The organism is Bradyrhizobium sp. MOS003 (assembly GCF_003020125.1).
Taxonomy (GTDB): Bacteria; Pseudomonadota; Alphaproteobacteria; order Rhizobiales; family Xanthobacteraceae; genus Bradyrhizobium.
The window spans coordinates 91,776-107,792 of record NZ_PYFW01000008.1 but is presented as its reverse complement, the minus strand read 5'-3'; the positions used below and the strand labels follow the sequence as shown (position 1 = coordinate 107,792).

15 protein-coding genes are annotated in these 16,017 nt (G+C 64.4%); 7 read left to right on the top strand and 8 right to left on the bottom strand.

The annotated features are described in order from the left end of the window. Nucleotides 1-13: 13 nt before the first annotated feature. The 5 genes from C7G42_RS27870 to C7G42_RS27855 form a co-directional block, all read right to left on the bottom strand. Nucleotides 14-997 carry an antibiotic biosynthesis monooxygenase gene (locus C7G42_RS27870; protein WP_106952130.1) on the bottom strand — a complete coding sequence of 328 codons (984 nt, stop codon included), beginning with the start codon at nt 995-997 and terminating at the stop codon, nt 14-16. A 10-nt stretch (nt 998-1,007) separates the two neighbouring features. After that, on the bottom strand, nt 1,008-2,405 hold the full coding sequence (gene guaD / locus C7G42_RS27865; protein WP_106952129.1) for a guanine deaminase: 1,398 nt from the start codon (nt 2,403-2,405) through the stop codon (nt 1,008-1,010). Between the two features lie 15 nt (nt 2,406-2,420). Then, nucleotides 2,421-3,638 carry an MFS transporter gene (locus tag C7G42_RS27860; RefSeq protein WP_106952128.1) on the bottom strand — a complete coding sequence of 406 codons (1,218 nt, stop codon included), beginning with the start codon at nt 3,636-3,638 and terminating at the stop codon, nt 2,421-2,423. 176 nt (nt 3,639-3,814) lie between these two features. After that, a complete protein-coding gene (locus tag C7G42_RS34885) occupies nt 3,815-4,027 on the bottom strand; it encodes a hypothetical protein (protein WP_147250291.1) in 213 nt (70 codons plus the stop codon). Then, a complete protein-coding gene (locus C7G42_RS27855) occupies nt 4,024-4,797 on the bottom strand; it encodes an alpha/beta fold hydrolase (protein WP_106952281.1) in 774 nt (257 codons plus the stop codon). Before C7G42_RS27855 ends, C7G42_RS34885 begins: the two co-directional genes overlap by 4 nt. Between C7G42_RS27855 and C7G42_RS35095 the strand changes: the two genes are divergently transcribed. From C7G42_RS35095 to C7G42_RS27835, 5 genes are all read left to right on the top strand, one after another. Further along, a complete protein-coding gene (locus C7G42_RS35095; protein ID WP_158537640.1) occupies nt 4,796-4,978 on the top strand; it encodes a hypothetical protein in 183 nt (60 codons plus the stop codon). The genes C7G42_RS27855 and C7G42_RS35095 overlap by 2 nt on opposite strands. Beyond that, on the top strand, nt 4,953-5,603 hold the full coding sequence (locus C7G42_RS27850) for a GntR family transcriptional regulator (RefSeq protein ID WP_106952127.1): 651 nt from the start codon (nt 4,953-4,955) through the stop codon (nt 5,601-5,603). Before C7G42_RS35095 ends, C7G42_RS27850 begins: the two co-directional genes overlap by 26 nt. Next, on the top strand, nt 5,600-7,129 hold the full coding sequence (locus C7G42_RS27845) for an aldehyde dehydrogenase (RefSeq protein WP_106952126.1): 1,530 nt from the start codon (nt 5,600-5,602) through the stop codon (nt 7,127-7,129). Before C7G42_RS27850 ends, C7G42_RS27845 begins: the two co-directional genes overlap by 4 nt. A 74-nt stretch (nt 7,130-7,203) precedes the next feature. Beyond that, nucleotides 7,204-8,571 carry an MFS transporter gene (locus tag C7G42_RS27840; RefSeq protein WP_199581183.1) on the top strand — a complete coding sequence of 456 codons (1,368 nt, stop codon included), beginning with the start codon at nt 7,204-7,206 and terminating at the stop codon, nt 8,569-8,571. Between the two features lie 217 nt (nt 8,572-8,788). Then, nucleotides 8,789-9,373: a DUF1349 domain-containing protein gene (locus C7G42_RS27835; protein WP_106952124.1), complete on the top strand. Its 585-nt coding sequence runs from the start codon at nt 8,789-8,791 to the stop codon at nt 9,371-9,373. A 31-nt stretch (nt 9,374-9,404) separates the two neighbouring features. On the opposite strand, the gene C7G42_RS27830 is transcribed toward C7G42_RS27835, so the two are convergent. After that, nucleotides 9,405-10,034: a TetR/AcrR family transcriptional regulator gene (locus C7G42_RS27830; protein WP_106952123.1), complete on the bottom strand. Its 630-nt coding sequence runs from the start codon at nt 10,032-10,034 to the stop codon at nt 9,405-9,407. Nucleotides 10,035-10,233: 199 nt separating this feature from the next. Between C7G42_RS27830 and C7G42_RS27825 the strand changes: the two genes are divergently transcribed. Both C7G42_RS27825 and C7G42_RS27820 read left to right on the top strand, forming a co-directional pair. Then, nucleotides 10,234-11,478 carry an efflux RND transporter periplasmic adaptor subunit gene (locus tag C7G42_RS27825; RefSeq protein WP_106952122.1) on the top strand — a complete coding sequence of 415 codons (1,245 nt, stop codon included), beginning with the start codon at nt 10,234-10,236 and terminating at the stop codon, nt 11,476-11,478. Between the two features lie 159 nt (nt 11,479-11,637). Beyond that, the gene (locus C7G42_RS27820; RefSeq protein ID WP_106952121.1) at nt 11,638-14,838 is read left to right on the top strand and encodes an efflux RND transporter permease subunit; all 3,201 of its coding nucleotides are present in this window, start codon (nt 11,638-11,640) and stop codon (nt 14,836-14,838) included. Here the strand turns inward: C7G42_RS27820 and C7G42_RS27815 are convergent. Further along, nucleotides 14,835-15,563 carry a sulfite exporter TauE/SafE family protein gene (locus C7G42_RS27815; RefSeq protein ID WP_106952120.1) on the bottom strand — a complete coding sequence of 243 codons (729 nt, stop codon included), beginning with the start codon at nt 15,561-15,563 and terminating at the stop codon, nt 14,835-14,837. The two genes, C7G42_RS27820 and C7G42_RS27815, sit on opposite strands and share 4 nt — an antisense overlap. A gap of 186 nt (nt 15,564-15,749) precedes the next feature. Next, on the bottom strand, nt 15,750-15,986 hold the full coding sequence (locus C7G42_RS27805) for a hypothetical protein (RefSeq protein WP_245428000.1): 237 nt from the start codon (nt 15,984-15,986) through the stop codon (nt 15,750-15,752). Nucleotides 15,987-16,017 lie beyond the last annotated feature (31 nt).

Genomic DNA, 16,017 nt, shown 5'->3' with positions numbered 1-16,017 from the left:
CGCCTGCTCGGCCTCACCGCCCCCAATGCCACGTGAGCAGCAGCGCGTACAGAGCCATCGAGGCGGCGTAGAGCGCGGCAAGAAGTGCGTAGCCCGCGATCTGGCGACTGAGCGCGGCCTTCGGCGTGACCCACCAGTCAAGCGCCCTGAAGGCGGCCGGCACCAGCCACCACCCGAGCAGCTGGGTGCTGACGAGATTGCCTGCGAACAGCGACAGCCAGACCGGCACGCCGTGACTGTCGATCAGCGGCGCGCTGACCAAAGTGCCCCAGAGATAGACCACGGGATAGAGCACCAGAAGGACGATGAGATTGCTCTTCCAGATCAGGCCCGCGCTTTGCTCCGGCGCTCGGGTCTTGCCGGCGGGAAACCAGAAATTGAACCCATAGCTCGCGCGCTTGACGTTCATGCCGGCATTGAAGCGCGCCCCCTCCTCCAGCAGCGTCTGCCGCATCGGCGAGTCGAGCCAGGCATTGAGATTGGCATCGCTGTCGAACGACAGGATGACGATCCATTCGTCATGCAGGCCCGGAATCGGCCGCTCGATCTTGTGGCGCAAGAAGCCTTTGAACTCGGCCTCGGTGGCCTGGATGCGCTGCTGCCATTTGAGGAACGCGTTCTCGAGTCCGTCAGGCACCTTGAACGAGATGACGGCCGAGACCGCGCTGTCGCGCTGAACGCCGGTGTCGGGCAGGATATGGACATCCTCCGAACCGACGAAGAAGCTCTGCACCTCGGCGATCAGCCGCGCCCGCACTTCGCTCTGAAGCCAGGCGCGCGCGGCGGCGGAGCTCGCGAAACGCAGGATCGTCACCCAATCCACATGCGCGGGCGGCTGCGGCGGCACCACCTCCTGGCCCAGGAAGCCGGGCCAGGCCTTGAGCGCTTCGCCGACCTCGCCGTTCCAGCGCGCGAATGCGGCAAAGCCGTCGTCGGCGATGCGACGCTGGATGACAAGAGCGACCGGCTGGCCGGTCGTATCAGGAGATGCGCCCATCGCAGCCGTCTCAGCTTTTCTTATAGAGACGCTTGCCCATCACCCAGGTCTCGTCGACGCAGCGATCGTCGCCGACCATCATGACGCCGAACAGCATGCTCGCGGCCTCGTCCATCGTGCGCGGGCCGGCGCCGTCGGCGATGAGCGACTGGTGCCACGCTTGCGCGATCTGGCCACCATTCGGATCGAGTGCGACGAAATCGGCCTCCTTACCCGGCTCGAAATTGCCGAGCTTGTCGTCGATGTAGAGGCCCTCGGCACCGCCGAGCGTGATCGACCAGAAGCCGCGATAGGGCGACAGCTTGTTGCGCTCGGCTTCGGCCAGGTCCTTGCGCACGGGATCGATGCTGCCGTCGAGCAGCGTGTTGTTGCACATGCCGACCTTGTAGGCGTCGTCGAGCACGGAGATCATCGAGAAGCGGTTGCCGCCGCCCATGTCGGTGCCGAACGACATCTTCACGCGGTGCTCCGGATCGGTGGCGCGGCCGAGGCGGAACAGGCCGCTGCCGAGGAACAGGTTCGAGCACGGGCAGAACACCACCGCGGCGCCCTTCTTCGACATCCGGCGGAATTCGTTGTTCGAGAGATAGACGCCGTGGCCGCCGGAGAATTTCGGACCGACCAGGTCGAACTTCTCGTAGACGCCGAGATAGTCCTGGCAATCCGGATGCTCGACCAGCACGCCGCTGCATTCGGCCGGGTTCTCGGAGATGTGGGTGTTGACCCAGCAATCCGGATGCTCGTGCTTGAGGCGCTGGCACGCTTTGAGCAATTCCGGCGAAGCACCGAACGCGAAGCGCGGCGTGATGGCGTAGAGGTTGCGGCCCTTGTTATGATACTCCGCGATCAGCCGCTTGCTGTCGCGATAGAAATTCTCGGGCGTGTCGATGAAATCCGCCGGCGCGTTGCGATCGATGCCCGTGAGGCCGGCGATGACGCGCATGTTGCGGCGGGCGGCCTCCTCGAACAGCTCTTCGGTGGAGACCGGAGAGGAGCTCGTGAAGGCCTGGCAGGTGGTGGTGCCGGACGCCAGCAACGCGTCGAGGAAACGCTTGACGCCCTCGCGCGCGTAGTTGCGATCCCGGTACTTGAGCTCTTCCGGATAGACCCACTTCTGCAGCCACGGCAGCAGCTGCTCGCCATAGGCCCCGAGCACGCGGGTCTGCGGCAGATGGATGTGGCCGTCGATAAACCCGGGGACGATGATGCGGTCCTTGATATGGGTGATCTCGACGCCCGGATGCGCGGCGGAAACCTTGTCATGAGCACCGAACGCCTTGATGACGCCGTCGGTGACGACCATGAGTCCGTCCTGATAAAAGCGAGCGGCGACCTGCTCGTTGCCGACGTGCTTCCAGGGATCGTCGATGAAGTCGAAAAACGTGCCGCGAATACCGACGGTGGTCATGAACTGGTTCCTTCCTTAAGACTGTGTGGCGTGGTGCGCCGACGGCAGCGAGACCGCGAGCAGCGTGCCCGCGATGGCGCAGAGGCCGAGATAAAGCCATCCGATCGGCGCCTGGGTTGCTTCAGGCAACACCGCCGTGATCGCCATGGCGCCGCTGACGGCGAGATAGCAGACCGCGCTGATGAGGCCGCCGATCAGGCCGTGGTCGCGCTCGAACAGGCCGAGCGCCATGCCGTACATCATCGGGCACAGCACACCGCAGCCGCCGAGCACCAGCGCACCGCCGATCGTGATCGACACGAAATCCAGACCGACGGCCATGCCTGTTCCGGCCAGCACCGCCGAGCCGGCAACAAACAGCGCGAAAGCGCCGAAGCCCAGCATGCGGGCCGGCATGACGCGCGCGAAATGCGCGCAGCCGAGCTCGCCGGCGAGATTGACCCCGCCAAGACCGAGCGCGACGAGGCCGTAGATCGCCGCGGAATAGCCGAGGCCGGTCTGGTAGAAGAACGGCGCAACGACGCCGAACGCCAGTTGCGCACTGGCTGACGCGGCGAACACCAGGACGAAAGCCAGGAAGCCCGGACGGACGAGCGCGCCGCGCAAGATGCCGGCGGTACGGCGCGGATCGAACGGCGCGCGCCGCACTGCCGGCAACGTTTCGGGCAGAAACAACACGACGATCGCAGCGACGATGGCCGCGGCAATCGCAATGATGACGAAGACACCGCGCCATGAGGTCAGCTCGACGATGAAGCCGCCGGCCGCGGGTGCCAACACGGGCGCGAGCCCCCAGGCCGCGCCAAGCAGGCCGGAGATCGCCATGAGCTCGCGGCCGCGAAAGCAATCGGCTGCAACCGCATAGGCGACCACAAGGCAGGTGCAGCCGCCGATTCCTTGCAGGAAGCGCAAGCCCAGCAGCAGCGAAGCACTGGAGGCGAGCGCGCAGGCGATGCTCATTGCGATGAGCACGGCGAAGCCCGCAAGCAGAACATTGCGACGGCCGAGCGTGTCGGAGGCGATGCCGACCGGCACCAGCGCCAGGCTCATGCCGAGCATGTAGGCGGTGACGGTGTTCTGCATCGACGCGGAGTCAGTTGCGAGATCCGCCACCATCTGCGGCAGGCCGGGCGTGTAGGCATCGAGCGGAATCTGGCTGAACGGCACGACGCACAGCAGGATCGGCACGATCCCCCGCTTCGCGCAACCGGCGTCCGAAGCAAGTGCGGTCATGAGCAGCGCCCCCTTAGTCTCCGCGTCCCCGTCTTTTCGTGCGCGCGTTGAGACGCGACGATGCAGTTTGCGGAATCTTGACGCGCGGGAACGTGCCAGAACTGTGTGTAAAAACCCTTAGGGGTTCCGGTTCAATGCTGGCAGCTCATGCCCCGAACCACGCAGCGTGGTGACGCTCACGTCAAAAATGCGAAAACAACCCCATGCACAGAAGGGATCGCACTGAAATCATTGACCTTCTCAAAATTCGGGAACAGCGAAGTGTTCATTTGCGCCGTCGGGCAAATCAGGTGCAGAATTGCATCATCACCAATCGTGAATTCGCCGGCCGGTGCCGAGCCATTAACCGTTCGGAAGGCATCGCCGTTTCGAACCAACGCGCCGATCACCGCAAGAATTCCTCGATGGCTTCGAGAAACTGTCGCGGCGATTGGAGCTGCGGCACATGCGCACAACCACCGAGGATCCTGAGTTCGGCGCGCGGCAATCCGGCGGCCAGCTCATGTGACATCGGCGGCGGCGTCGCTTCGTCGTGCTCGCCGACCATCACGAGGACCGGAACTTTCACCGCGACGAGTTCTGAGCGGAGATCCAGGCTTGCCAATGCGTCGCACGCCGCACGAAACACGTCCGGATCCGTCCGCAGAAACGCGGCACGGCGATCCTGCATCAGCTCAGGATGCTGCGCCTGAAACTCCGGCGCGAACAGGCGCCGCATCGCGACGTCAGTGATCGCCTCCAGTCCCTTCTCCCGCGACACCTTCGCCATGTTGCGAAACGCTTCGCGGCCGGGCTCCGAGAAGGCTGCGCCGCTGTCGGCGAGAACGAGTTTGCTGGCGATGTCGGGATGCCGGATCGCCATCTGCAGCGCGACGAAACCACCATAGCCATTGCCGAGCACGATCGCCGGCGCACCGCCCGCAGCATCGCTCACAGCCTCGGCCATTCGGTCCGCAATCCTGGCAAGGCCGCCTTCCACCGCACGCGACCTCCCGAAGCCCGGCAGTTCCGGCACGATGATGCGAAACGATCCGGCAAGGCCGGGCACGATCGCATCGAAACTCGCACGGTCCGACAACAGCGAGTGGAAGAGGAACAGCGGCGGCCCCTCGCCCAACTGCGCGGCGTTGACGGTCCCGTTGGCAAGAAGCCTGTCCATGTCCGGTGTTTCCCTGACTGCGTCGGCCGGCCCGCGCGTGATCGCAGGCCTCATCGGTCCGACTGATAAATCAAATCTGCGGGATTTCAAGCTTTTGGGCCTTGACGTGAAATATCAGGATTGCCAGATTGAGGCCAACGAGGTTCCAAATATCCATGCTTTTACGCGAAAACATCTATGATCTGCTCAGATCTGATATTTTAGCATGTCGACTCGCTCCTGGCGATGAAATGCGAGAGCAGGATTTAGCCGAGCGCTATTCGGTGAGCCGTCAACCGGTCCGGGATGCGCTTTTGAGACTGCAGCGCGAGCACCTGGTGACGGTGCAGCCGCGCCAGGGTTATCGGGTCACACCGATCTCGCTGTCCGACGCCCGCGACCTGCTGCGCTTCCGTCTTGCGCTGGAGCCGGCCTGCGTTGCCGAGGCGATCGAGAGCGCGCCCGACAGCGTCTTGAAATCGCTCGACGAATTCCGCCGCTTTTCGGGCAACCACGAAGACTTCATCGCCTACAATCGCGGCTTCCACACAGCACTCGCCAATGCGTCCGGCAACCGCCGCATGGCAACCGCGCTGTGCGACCTGATCGGCCAGGCCGACCGGCTGGTCCGCGTCAGCGTGTCCAATCTGAAAGGCCACGATCCCGCGAAGCTCGTCGCCGAGCACGTCGCCCTGATCGACGCCATGCAGAACCGCGAAGCGAGAACCGCCGCGCGCATCATCAAGGCCCATATCGGAGCCACCGAAAAACGTGTCCTGCCGGCGCTCAAGCGCAACGCCGTCATCGTCGAAGAGAGGTCGTCATGAACATCCCGTCAAAACCCGCGTCGATCGACGTCGAGATCCACGGCAATTTCATCGACGGGCGTGAAGTCGAGGCCGGCAATGGCGCGATGCTGGACGTCCGCAATCCCGCAACCGGCGATGTGATCGCACGCATTCCCAATTCCACCGCCGAAGATATCGACCGCGCCATGATCAGCGCGCGCGCCGCGTTCGAAGGCAAGGCCTGGGGCGGCATGGACACGCGTGCTCGGTCCAGGCTGGTCAACAAGCTCGCCGACGCCTTCGAGGCCAATCTCGACAGCCTGTACCGGCTGGAGACTCTCAACAACGGCCGTCCGATCAACGAGACCCGCGCGCAGCTCTCCCGCCTGCCGGATTTCTTCCGCTACTTTGCCGGCGTTGCGCTCGCACGTCGGGACTCCGTGATCCCCGTCGAAGGCGCATATCTGAACTACACGCTGCGTACCCCCATCGGTATCGTCGCCAATTGTACGCCGTTCAATCACCCGCTGATGATCCTGTGCAAATCGCTCGCCGTGGTGCTGGCGACCGGCTGCGTCACCGTGGTCAAGCCGTCCGAATACACGCCGCTGACGACGTTGAAGCTGGCGCAGATCTTCACCGAGGCAGGTCTGCCGCCCGGCGTCTTCAACATCGTTCTCGGCCTCGGCCAGAGCGCCGGCAAGATGCTGGCCGAGCACGGTGACATCAACAAGCTGGTCCTGACCGGCGGCACCGAGGCCGGCCGCATCGCCGGCAGCGCGGCCGCAAAAGTGTTCGCGCATCAGACGATGGAGCTCGGCGGCAAGACGCCGGTGATGGTGTTCGACGATTTCGACGTCGACCGCGCCGTCAACTATGCCGCGTTCGGCGCGTTCATCGGCGCCGGACAGACCTGCGTCTGCGCCTCGCGCCACATCGTCCAAGCCTCGATCTACGACGAATTCGTCGAGAAGCTGCAGGCCAAGACCCGCACGATCCGCGTCGGCGATCCCTTCGATCCCGCCACCCAGATGGGTCCCGTGATCTCGGCCAAGCAGCGCGATCGCGTGCTGTCCTATGCCGGTTACGGCCGCGAAGACGGCGCGCGTCTCGTCACCGGCGGCGTCGCCGCCAAAGTGCCGGGCCACGACAACGGTTATTTCGTCGAGCCGACAGTGTTCGCCGACGTCAGATCCGACATGCGCATCTTCCAGGAGGAGGTGTTTGGTCCCTTCACCTCGGTGACGCCGTTCAAGGACGAGGCCGACGCGCTACGGCTCGCCAACGACTCGCCGTTCGGCCTGGCCGCCGCGATCCGCACCCGCGACGTCGCCCGCGCTCACCGCGTTGCCGCCGCCGTCAAGGCCGGCATCGTCTGGATCAACGACCATCACCGGCTCGACCCGGCCTCGCCCTGGGGCGGCGTCGACGATTCCGGCATCGGCCGCGAATGCGGCACCGAAAGTTTCAACGACCACTTCGACACCAAGAGCGTGATGGTCGCGACCCACGAGCAGCCGTTCGACTGGTACCGCGACACGGCCAACCAGAAACGATTGAACTAGCAAAAACGAAAGCGGCTGGCCGCCCGGAGAAGGCGGGCCGCATCAACCAGAATAACAGTCAAGGGAGAGCGTCAATGTCGACATCAGTGAACGCGGGCGGCCGTCTGGATCGGCTGCCGATCGGGCCATTCCACCGCCGCATCATGCTACTGATCGGCATCGGCATGTTTTTCGACGGCTTCGACATCTACATCGCAGGGACCGTGCTCAGCGTGACGCTGAAGACCGGCTTCTCGACACTGGCCCAGAACGCAGCCTTCATCTCCGCGACCTTCGTCGGCATGATGCTGGGGTCGTTCGGTACCGGCTTTCTCGGCGACCGCTATGGACGACGCTTCACCTATCAATTCAATTTGCTGCTTTTCGGCATCGCTTCGCTTGCCGCCGCGTTCTCGCCGAACATGGCTTTCCTGATCGCCTGCCGCTTCGTGATGGGCGTCGGGCTCGGAGCCGAGAACGTCGTCGGCTATTCGACGATGACCGAGTTCGTGCCCGCGCGCACCCGCGGCAAATGGCTCGGCTTGACGGCCGTGTGCGTCGTCACGGGCCTGCCCGTCGCCCTGCTGGTCGCATCCGTGCTGGTGCCGCAATTCGGCTGGCGCTCGATGTTCGTGCTCGGCGGCATTGGCGCGCTCGTCGTATGGTACATGCGCAAGTCGCTGCCGGAATCGCCGCGCTGGCTGGAGGCTGTGGGACGCACCACTGAGGCGGAAGCGCTCATGCAGGCGATCGAGAAGGAGGCGGCCCAAGGGCAGCCTCTGCCCGCGCCTGCGGCCACGACACCAGCGCCGGTGTCCCCCGATCTCGGCACGCTGTTCACTGCGCCCCTACTGTCGCGGATGATCGTCGGCGCCGTCTGCCTGATCACGATCAACACCCTGCTTTATGGATTCGTCACCTGGCTCCCTGTGTTCTTCGTCAAGCAGGGTCTCTCGGTCGCGACCTCGTTCGGCTATTCACTGCTGATGGCGCTCGGTGCGCCGATCGGCGCGGCCATCGGTGCATTGACCGCCGACCGCTGGGGCCGAAAGCCGACCATCATCGGCGCGTCCCTGATCACGGTAGCGTTCGGCATTCTCTATCCGATGATCTCGGATCCGATCCTGCTTCCGGCCGTCGGCTTTGCACTGACGGTGCCGATCTACGTGCTGGTCGCGCTTCTGTTCGGCATCTACATCCCTGAACTGTTTCCGACCGAGGTCCGCCTGCGTGCCTCCGGCATCGTCAATACGCTGGGACGCGGTGCCACCATCGCCACGCCATTCCTGGTCGTGTCGCTGTTCGAGTCGCGCGGCGTGGCTGGGGTGATGGCGCTGATGATCGGCCTGCTGGTGGTGCAGATCGTCACGGTCTGGGCGCTGGGGATCGAGCCGCGGCATCGCAGTCTCGAGGAGATGAAGGCGGAGGAAACGGCAGCGCCGGTGCTCAAGGAAGCTTCCTGACGATTGTTGGCCTGCACTGCGGACGCTCCGATGGTTCCATCGGAGCGTCATGCGTTGCGGTGCTCGGGGATTGCGACCTCGTTCCGCGCTGATGGCGCCTCCCACGCCGCAGCGAAAAATCCGGGCCGGCGAGGTTGCCTCCGCGATCTCATTTGGCACAATGCCACGCTGGTCCAGCAATGGACCCCACGGCAGGATTAGGCCATCGAGGTTGGAAATGACTCTCTGGACGAGCGACGGTGTGTGGCTGAATGAACCGGAACGATGGACGGCAGAGAGCGACAGTCTCAAGCTCGTCACTGACAAAGGCTCTGACTTCTGGCGGGAAACCCACTACGGATTCAATCGCGACAGCGGGCATTTCCTGGGCTTTCCAACCGGTGAGGCGTTCACGGCAAGCCTGCGCGTTCAAGGCGACTTCCAGGCCCTCTACGATCAGGCGGGCATCATGGTCCGCATCGACGCACACCATTGGGTCAAGGCCGGGATCGAACTCTCGGACGGTCGCGCCATGCTCGCAAGCGTGCTGACTCATGAGCGATCCGATTGGGCAACGGCACCTTATGAGCATGATGCCGGTGACTTCTGGATCCGCGCAACCGTCGCCGATGGGGTGCTTCGTCTGCAAGTTTCAGCCGACGGCAATTACTGGCCTCTTATGCGGCTGGCGCCGTTTCCGAACGCAAGTTCATACCTTGTGGGGCCGATGGCCTGCACGCCAGAGCGGGCCGGGCTCGACGTCGCATTCTCCACTTTTCGTCTAACACCGCCGCTTGGCAAGGACCTGCACGACCTGAGCTGAAAAGTTGTCAGCGCCCCGTGAGGAGATGTGTTCACTCCCGAAGCCCTGTCGGTCGTTTCTCCTCCGCCGCCGACTGCGCCTCGACCGCCTGCACGGCCACGCTCGCCACCTGGCGCAGCGCCTCGCGATCCGAGCCCGACGACGCCATCACACCCATGCCGACTGACACGGCGGATACGTAGCGCGCCAGCGCGGCGGGATCGGAGGTCGGCTTCAGGTCGCCTTCGGCCTTGGCGCGAACAAAACGGTCGCGCAGCTGGTCTTCATTCCGGGCGCGGTGCGCGGCGAGTTCGAAGGGGACGTTCTCGGAGCCGCTGCCGCAGGCGATACCGCCCTGCACGAGCAGGCAGCCGGGCGGATTGGCGGGATCGGTCTGCTTTTCGGCGATGCCCATCAGCATTCGTTCGGCGACATCGCGGGCGGTGGGCGCCGCGACCACCTCACTCATCCAGATGTTGCGCAGCTTGGTGTAGCGGTCGAGCGCGGCTTTGAGCAGGCCTTCCTTGTTGCCGAAGCAGGCGTAGAGGCTTGGCGGATTGATGCCCATGGCCTCGGTCAGCTGCGCGATGGTGGCGCCTTCGTAGCCGTGTCGCCAAAACACTTCCATCGCCTGATCCAACGCCGTTTCGGCGTCGAATTCGCGCGGGCGTCCCATGCGCATGTGCCTGTCTCCTCGGAAGCGGCGGCCTGTAGCAGCCCAACGCCGGTCCCTATCTAATTGTTCTAGCTTTATTTTTCTTGTGTCTTCCCATCATCGCGGTAAGCGGCTACAATTTTCTTAGTGAATGGTACATAAGTATCTTGCACTGCGACATCCAGCTCCACATCTGTAGTGAACACTACATATCTGGAGCGCGCAAATGCACCCCTCCCGAAATACTTCCCGCACCGGTCGTTTCCGCCGCCTTCTTGGCGGCGTTGCCATCGTCGGTACCCTTGCCGCGGCCGGCGCGATTGCAACCGGTCACTATCTTCATCCCGCCCAGGCAACCGCGACGGCCGCCGCGGCTGAACAGGCGGTGCCCGTCACCGTCGCCATGATCGAGCCGCGGCAGACCGCGCTGTGGGATGACTTCTCCGGCCGATTGGAAGCCATCAACCGCGTCGAGCTCCGCCCGCGCGTTGCCGGTGCGATCCTTGCGACGAAGTTTACCGAAGGCGCGCTGGTGAAGGCCGGCGACGTCCTCTTCAAGATCGATCCGGCGCCCTACGCGGCCGAGGTCGACAAGGCCAACGCCCAGCTCGAGGCGGCAAAGGCGCGCGTGGTGTTCACGAACAGCGAGGTCGAACGCGGCGCGCAGCTGGTCGGCAATGCAGTCGTGACACGCCGCGATTTCGACCAGCGCGAGAACGCCAACCGCGAAGCTATCGCCAACGTGAAGGCGGCCGAGGCAACGCTGCAGACTGCAAAGCTCAATCTCGACTATACCGAGGTGCGCGCGCCGGTGGACGGCCGCGTCGGCAAGATCGAAATCACCGTCGGCAATCTCGTCGCAGCCGGTACGGCCTCGCCGGTGCTGACCTCGCTGGTCTCGGTCAATCCGATCTATGCGTCCTTCGATGCCGATGAAGAGGTCGTGCTGCGTGCGCTGAACTCGATCGCCGATGGCTCCGGCCAGCGCGGTAAGCTCGACCAGATCCCGGTGGAGATGGCGACCTCCGGCGGCTTCTCGGCGAAAGGCCGCATTCAGCTCATCGACAACCAGGTCAACGGCCAGAGCGGCACCATCCGGGTGCGCGCGGTGTTCCAGAACGAGGACGGGCGTCTGATCCCCGGCCAGTTCGCCCGCGTGCGCATGGGCCAGCCGAAGCAGCAGACGCTGGTGATGATCGACGAGCGTGCGATCGGCACCGACCAGGACAAGAAGTTCGTGATGGCGGTCGGCGACGACAGCCGTGCGGTGTACCGTCCGATCACGCTCGGCGGCGCCGTCGACGGGCTTCGTGTCGTCACCTCGGGCCTGAAGTCCGGCGATCGCATCGTCGTCAACGGCCTGCAGCGCGTGCGGCCGGGCGCCCTCCTCAAGACGGAGGTCGCGGCGATGGGCGCGCGTGGCCAGCAAGCAGCCTCCAACCACAGCAACCAGGACGTGGTGCAACGTTAGTTACCTCGTTCCGGGGCGCGCGCGCAGCCCGCCCCGGAGCTCGAAATCATAGAACGACCAGGACTTAGAACGACCAAGACATCCCATCTCGATTCCGGGTTCGCGGGCGCTCCCGCGACGGAGTGACGGGAGAGGTGTCTCCGGCGCAGGGGCAAGGCCATGAATCTCTCGAAATTCTTCATCGATCGTCCGATTTTTGCCGGCGTGCTGTCGGTCCTGATTTTCCTTGCCGGCCTGATCTCGCTGTTCGCGATGCCGATCTCGGAATATCCGGACGTGGTGCCGCCCTCCGTCGTGGTGCGCGCGACCTATCCCGGCGCAAATCCCAAGGTGATCGCGGAGACGGTGGCGACCCCGATCGAGGAGCAGATCAACGGCGTCGAGAACATGCTGTACATGTCGAGCCAGGCGACCACCGACGGCGCCATGACGCTGACCGTGACGTTCCGGCTCGGTACCGACCCCGACAAGGCGACGCAGCTGGTGCAGAACCGCGTGCAGCAGGCCGAGCCGCGCCTGCCGGCCGTGGTGCGGCAGCTCGGCATCATCACCAAGAAGTCGTCGCCCGACCTCACCATGGTGGTGCATCTGTTGTCGCCGAACGGCCGCTACGACATGACGTATTTGCGCAACTATGCGGTGCTCAACGTCAAGGATCGCCTCGCGCGGATCGACGGCGTCGGCGACGTCCAGCTCTATGGCGCCGGCGACTATTCGATGCGGGTCTGGGTCGATCCGCAGAAGGCCGCCGAGCATGGCCTGACCGCGAGCGATATCGTCAAGGCGATCCAGGCACAGAACGTCGAGGCCGCCGCCGGCGTCGTCGGCTCCTCCCCCAACGTCAGCGGCATCGACCTGCAACTGTCCGTCAACGCGGAAGGCCGGCTCGCGACCGAGGAACAGTTCGGCGACATCGTGGTCAAGACCGGAACGCGCGGCGAAGTCGTTCGCCTGCGCGACGTCGCGCGCATCGAGCTCGGCGCCTCCGAATACGGGCTGCGCTCGCTGCTCGACAACAAGCAGGCGGTGGCGATCCCGATCTTCCAGGCGCCCGGCTCGAACGCGCTGCAGATTTCCGACAACGTTCGCGCCACCATGGCCGAGATCAAGAAGAACATGCCGGAGGGCGTGTCCTACCAGATCGTCTACGATCCCACCCAGTTTGTACGCTCGTCGATCGAGGCGGTGATTCACACCCTTCTGGAGGCGATCGCGCTGGTGGTGCTGGTCGTGATCCTGTTCCTGCAGACCTGGCGGGCCTCGATCATCCCGCTGCTGGCGGTGCCGGTGTCGATCGTCGGCACATTCGCCGTGATGCACGTGTTCGGCTTCTCCATCAATGCGCTGAGCCTCTTCGGCCTCGTGCTCGCGATCGGAATCGTCGTCGACGACGCCATCGTGGTGGTCGAGAACGTCGAGCGCAACATCGAATCCGGGCTGTCGCCGCGCGACGCCACCTATCAGGCGATGCGGGAGGTCTCGGGCCCGATCATCGCGATCGCCATGGTGCTGATCGCGGTGTTCGTGCCGCTCGCGTTCATCTCCGGCCTCACCGGGCAGTTCTACAAGCAGTTCGCTCTGACGATCGCGATCTCGACCGTGATCTCGGCGGTCAATTCCCTGACGCTCTCGCCGGCGCTCTCGGCCCTGCTGCTCAAGGGCCACAACGAGCCGAAGGACCGGCTGACGCTGATCATGGAAAAGGGCCTTGGCTGGTTCTTCCGCGGCTTCAACAAGGCCTTCACGCGCTCCTCGGAGAACTACAGCGGCAGCGTCACCAAGGTGATCTCGGGCAAGGCCGCCGTGATGGGCCTTTACGTGGTGCTCGTCGGGATCACTGCCCTGCTCTTCCAGCAGGTGCCTGGTGGATTCGTGCCGGGCCAGGACAAGCAATATCTGGTCGGCTTCGCCCGTCTGCCCGACGGCGCGGCGCTCGACCGGAGCGAAGAGGTGATCCGCAAGATGAGCGACATCGCGCTGACACAGCCTGGTGTCGAGAGTTCTGTCGCCTTCCCCGGCCTGTCGATTTCCGGATTCACCAACTCGTCCAATGCCGGCATCGTTTTCTCGACGCTGAAACCATTCGAGGAGCGCAAAGGGCCGGCGCTGAGCGGGAATGCCATCGCGGCCGACCTGAACAAGAAATACGCCGGCATCCAGGAAGCCTTCATCGCCATGTTCCCGCCGCCGCCGGTCAACGGCCTCGGCACCATCGGCGGCTTCAAGCTGCAGATCGAGGACCGCGCCGGCCTCGGCTACGAAGCCCTGAACGAGGCGACCAACGCATTCGTGGCGGCGATGCAGAAGGCGCCGGAGATCGCCGGCGTGTTCTCGAGCTTCCAGGTCAACGTGCCCCAGCTGTTCGCCGACATCGACCGCACCAAGGCGCTGCAGCTCGGCGTACCCGTGACGGAGGTGTTCAACACGCTCCAGATCTATCTCGGCTCCTACTACGTCAACGACTTCAACAAGTTTGGCCGCACCTATTCGGTCCGCGTCCAGGCCGATGCGCCGTTCCGCGCGCGTGCCGACGACATCAGGCAATTGAAGGTGCGCTCGTCCTCGGGCGACATGGTGCCATTGTCGGCGCTGCTCAACATCCGCCAGAGCGCGGGGCCGGAGCGCGCGATCCGTTACAATGGATTCCTGTCGTCCGACATCAACGCCGCCGCCGCGCCCGGCTTCTCATCGGGCCAGGCGCAGGAGGCCGCGACCCGGATCGCAGCGGAGACGTTGCCGCCCGGCTTTGCCTTCGAATGGACTGACCTGACCTATCAGGAGTTCATCGCCGGCAATTCCGGCCTCTGGGTGTTCCCGCTGGCGATCCTGCTGGTGTTCCTGGTGCTGGCCGCGCTCTACGAGAGCCTGACCCTGCCACTCTCGATCATCATGATCGTGCCGATGGGCCTGCTCGCCGCCATGTTCGGCGTCTGGATCTCCAAGGGAGACAACAACGTCTTCACCCAGATCGGCCTGATCGTTCTGGTGGGACTTTCGGCCAAGAACGCCATCCTGATCGTCGAATTCGCCCGCGAGCTCGAATTCGCAGGTCGCACGCCGATCCGGGCCGCGATCGAGGCGAGCCGCTTGAGGCTTCGCCCGATCCTGATGACGTCGATGGCGTTCATCATGGGAGTGCTGCCGCTGGTGCTCTCGACCGGCGCAGGCTCGGAGATGCGGCGCGCCATGGGCGTTGCCGTGTTCTCCGGCATGATCGGCGTCACCGTGTTCGGCCTGTTCCTGACACCGGTGTTTTACGTGCTGCTGCGAACGGTGACCGGCAACAAGCCGCTGGTGCATCACGGCAGCGACATCAGCGCAGCATCGCTCCAGGGCTCGATCACCAACCCTAGCCACTAGACCAGGGAAACTCCCGAGAGCAGCAACAGGACGAGTACGGTCTTGCGAAACACCGTCTCGTTGACGCGGTGAAAGGCGATCACGCCGAGCGCGGAACCGGCGAACAGCGCCGGCAGGCTGACCGCGAGATCGATGAAGACTTTCGACGACAGATCCTGATGTCCGACCAGCAGCGCGATGGCAAACAGTTGCATCGCGGCGATGAAAGGCTGCACCAGACCGCGCTGCTCGCTCTTGGGCATGCCGCGCATGTCGCACCAGATCGTCGGGATTGCGCCCGGCATCGCCGTCAACCCGCCGACGAGCCCTCCGCCGAAGCCGATCAGCGCAACCCAGTGCCGGCCGACCGCGTCACCGGCGGTGATCAGCGTGGGGCGCAGTAGCATGTAGGCCGCATAGAGCGCGACGATGATGCCGAAGCCGCGCCTGAGCAGATGTGTATCCGCGCTTTGCAGCAGCGAGACCGCAATGGGAACGCCGATCAGTCCGCCGACGATCAGCAGCAGACTGCCCTCCCAGCGGATGCTACGCCGGAGCGCCCACAGATTGGTCGCCTGCACGCCGATGCTGCACGCCATCATCAACGGCACCGCTTCGAGCGGCTGAAACACCCGCAGCAGGATCGCGCCCGCGACGGCCGAAAACGCGAAGCCCGAGAGCCCCGAAACGAAGGCGCCGGCGAACACGGCAACGCTGAGCAGCATCAGAGTCGTGACATCAGGCACGGACCGTCCTCCGGTCAATCGTAGGGGATTTGCGGAACGGCAGCACCCGGAGTATCGGTGCAGGCGGCCGGCTCGCGTGGAAACGACATTTGCATGGCATGAGCGTGGGATCGTTCCAGAAGCGCCAGCCCGACCAACTGAAGCGCGACGAGCGCCGTGGTCAGCGCGATCGCGACGATGTTGAAATTATGCGCGCTCGTGGGCCGGTTCGCCGGCGGCGCGCTCGCGCGCATCAGATCCGTGGGCATTTGCTGAAATATCCTCTTGCTTGCTGAGCGGAGTGATTCCGTTCAAAGGCAATGTTTCGCCAGGCTGGGCCAGCAAATGGTGATAGCGCTGCAATGCGCGCCGCGCCTCGATCTTGCGCTGCTCGCGGAACACAGCGCCGACGCGAGCGACGATGTCGCGGAACTTGTCGGCCATGGCCAGTGACGTCCTTCGCATGACGATCTCC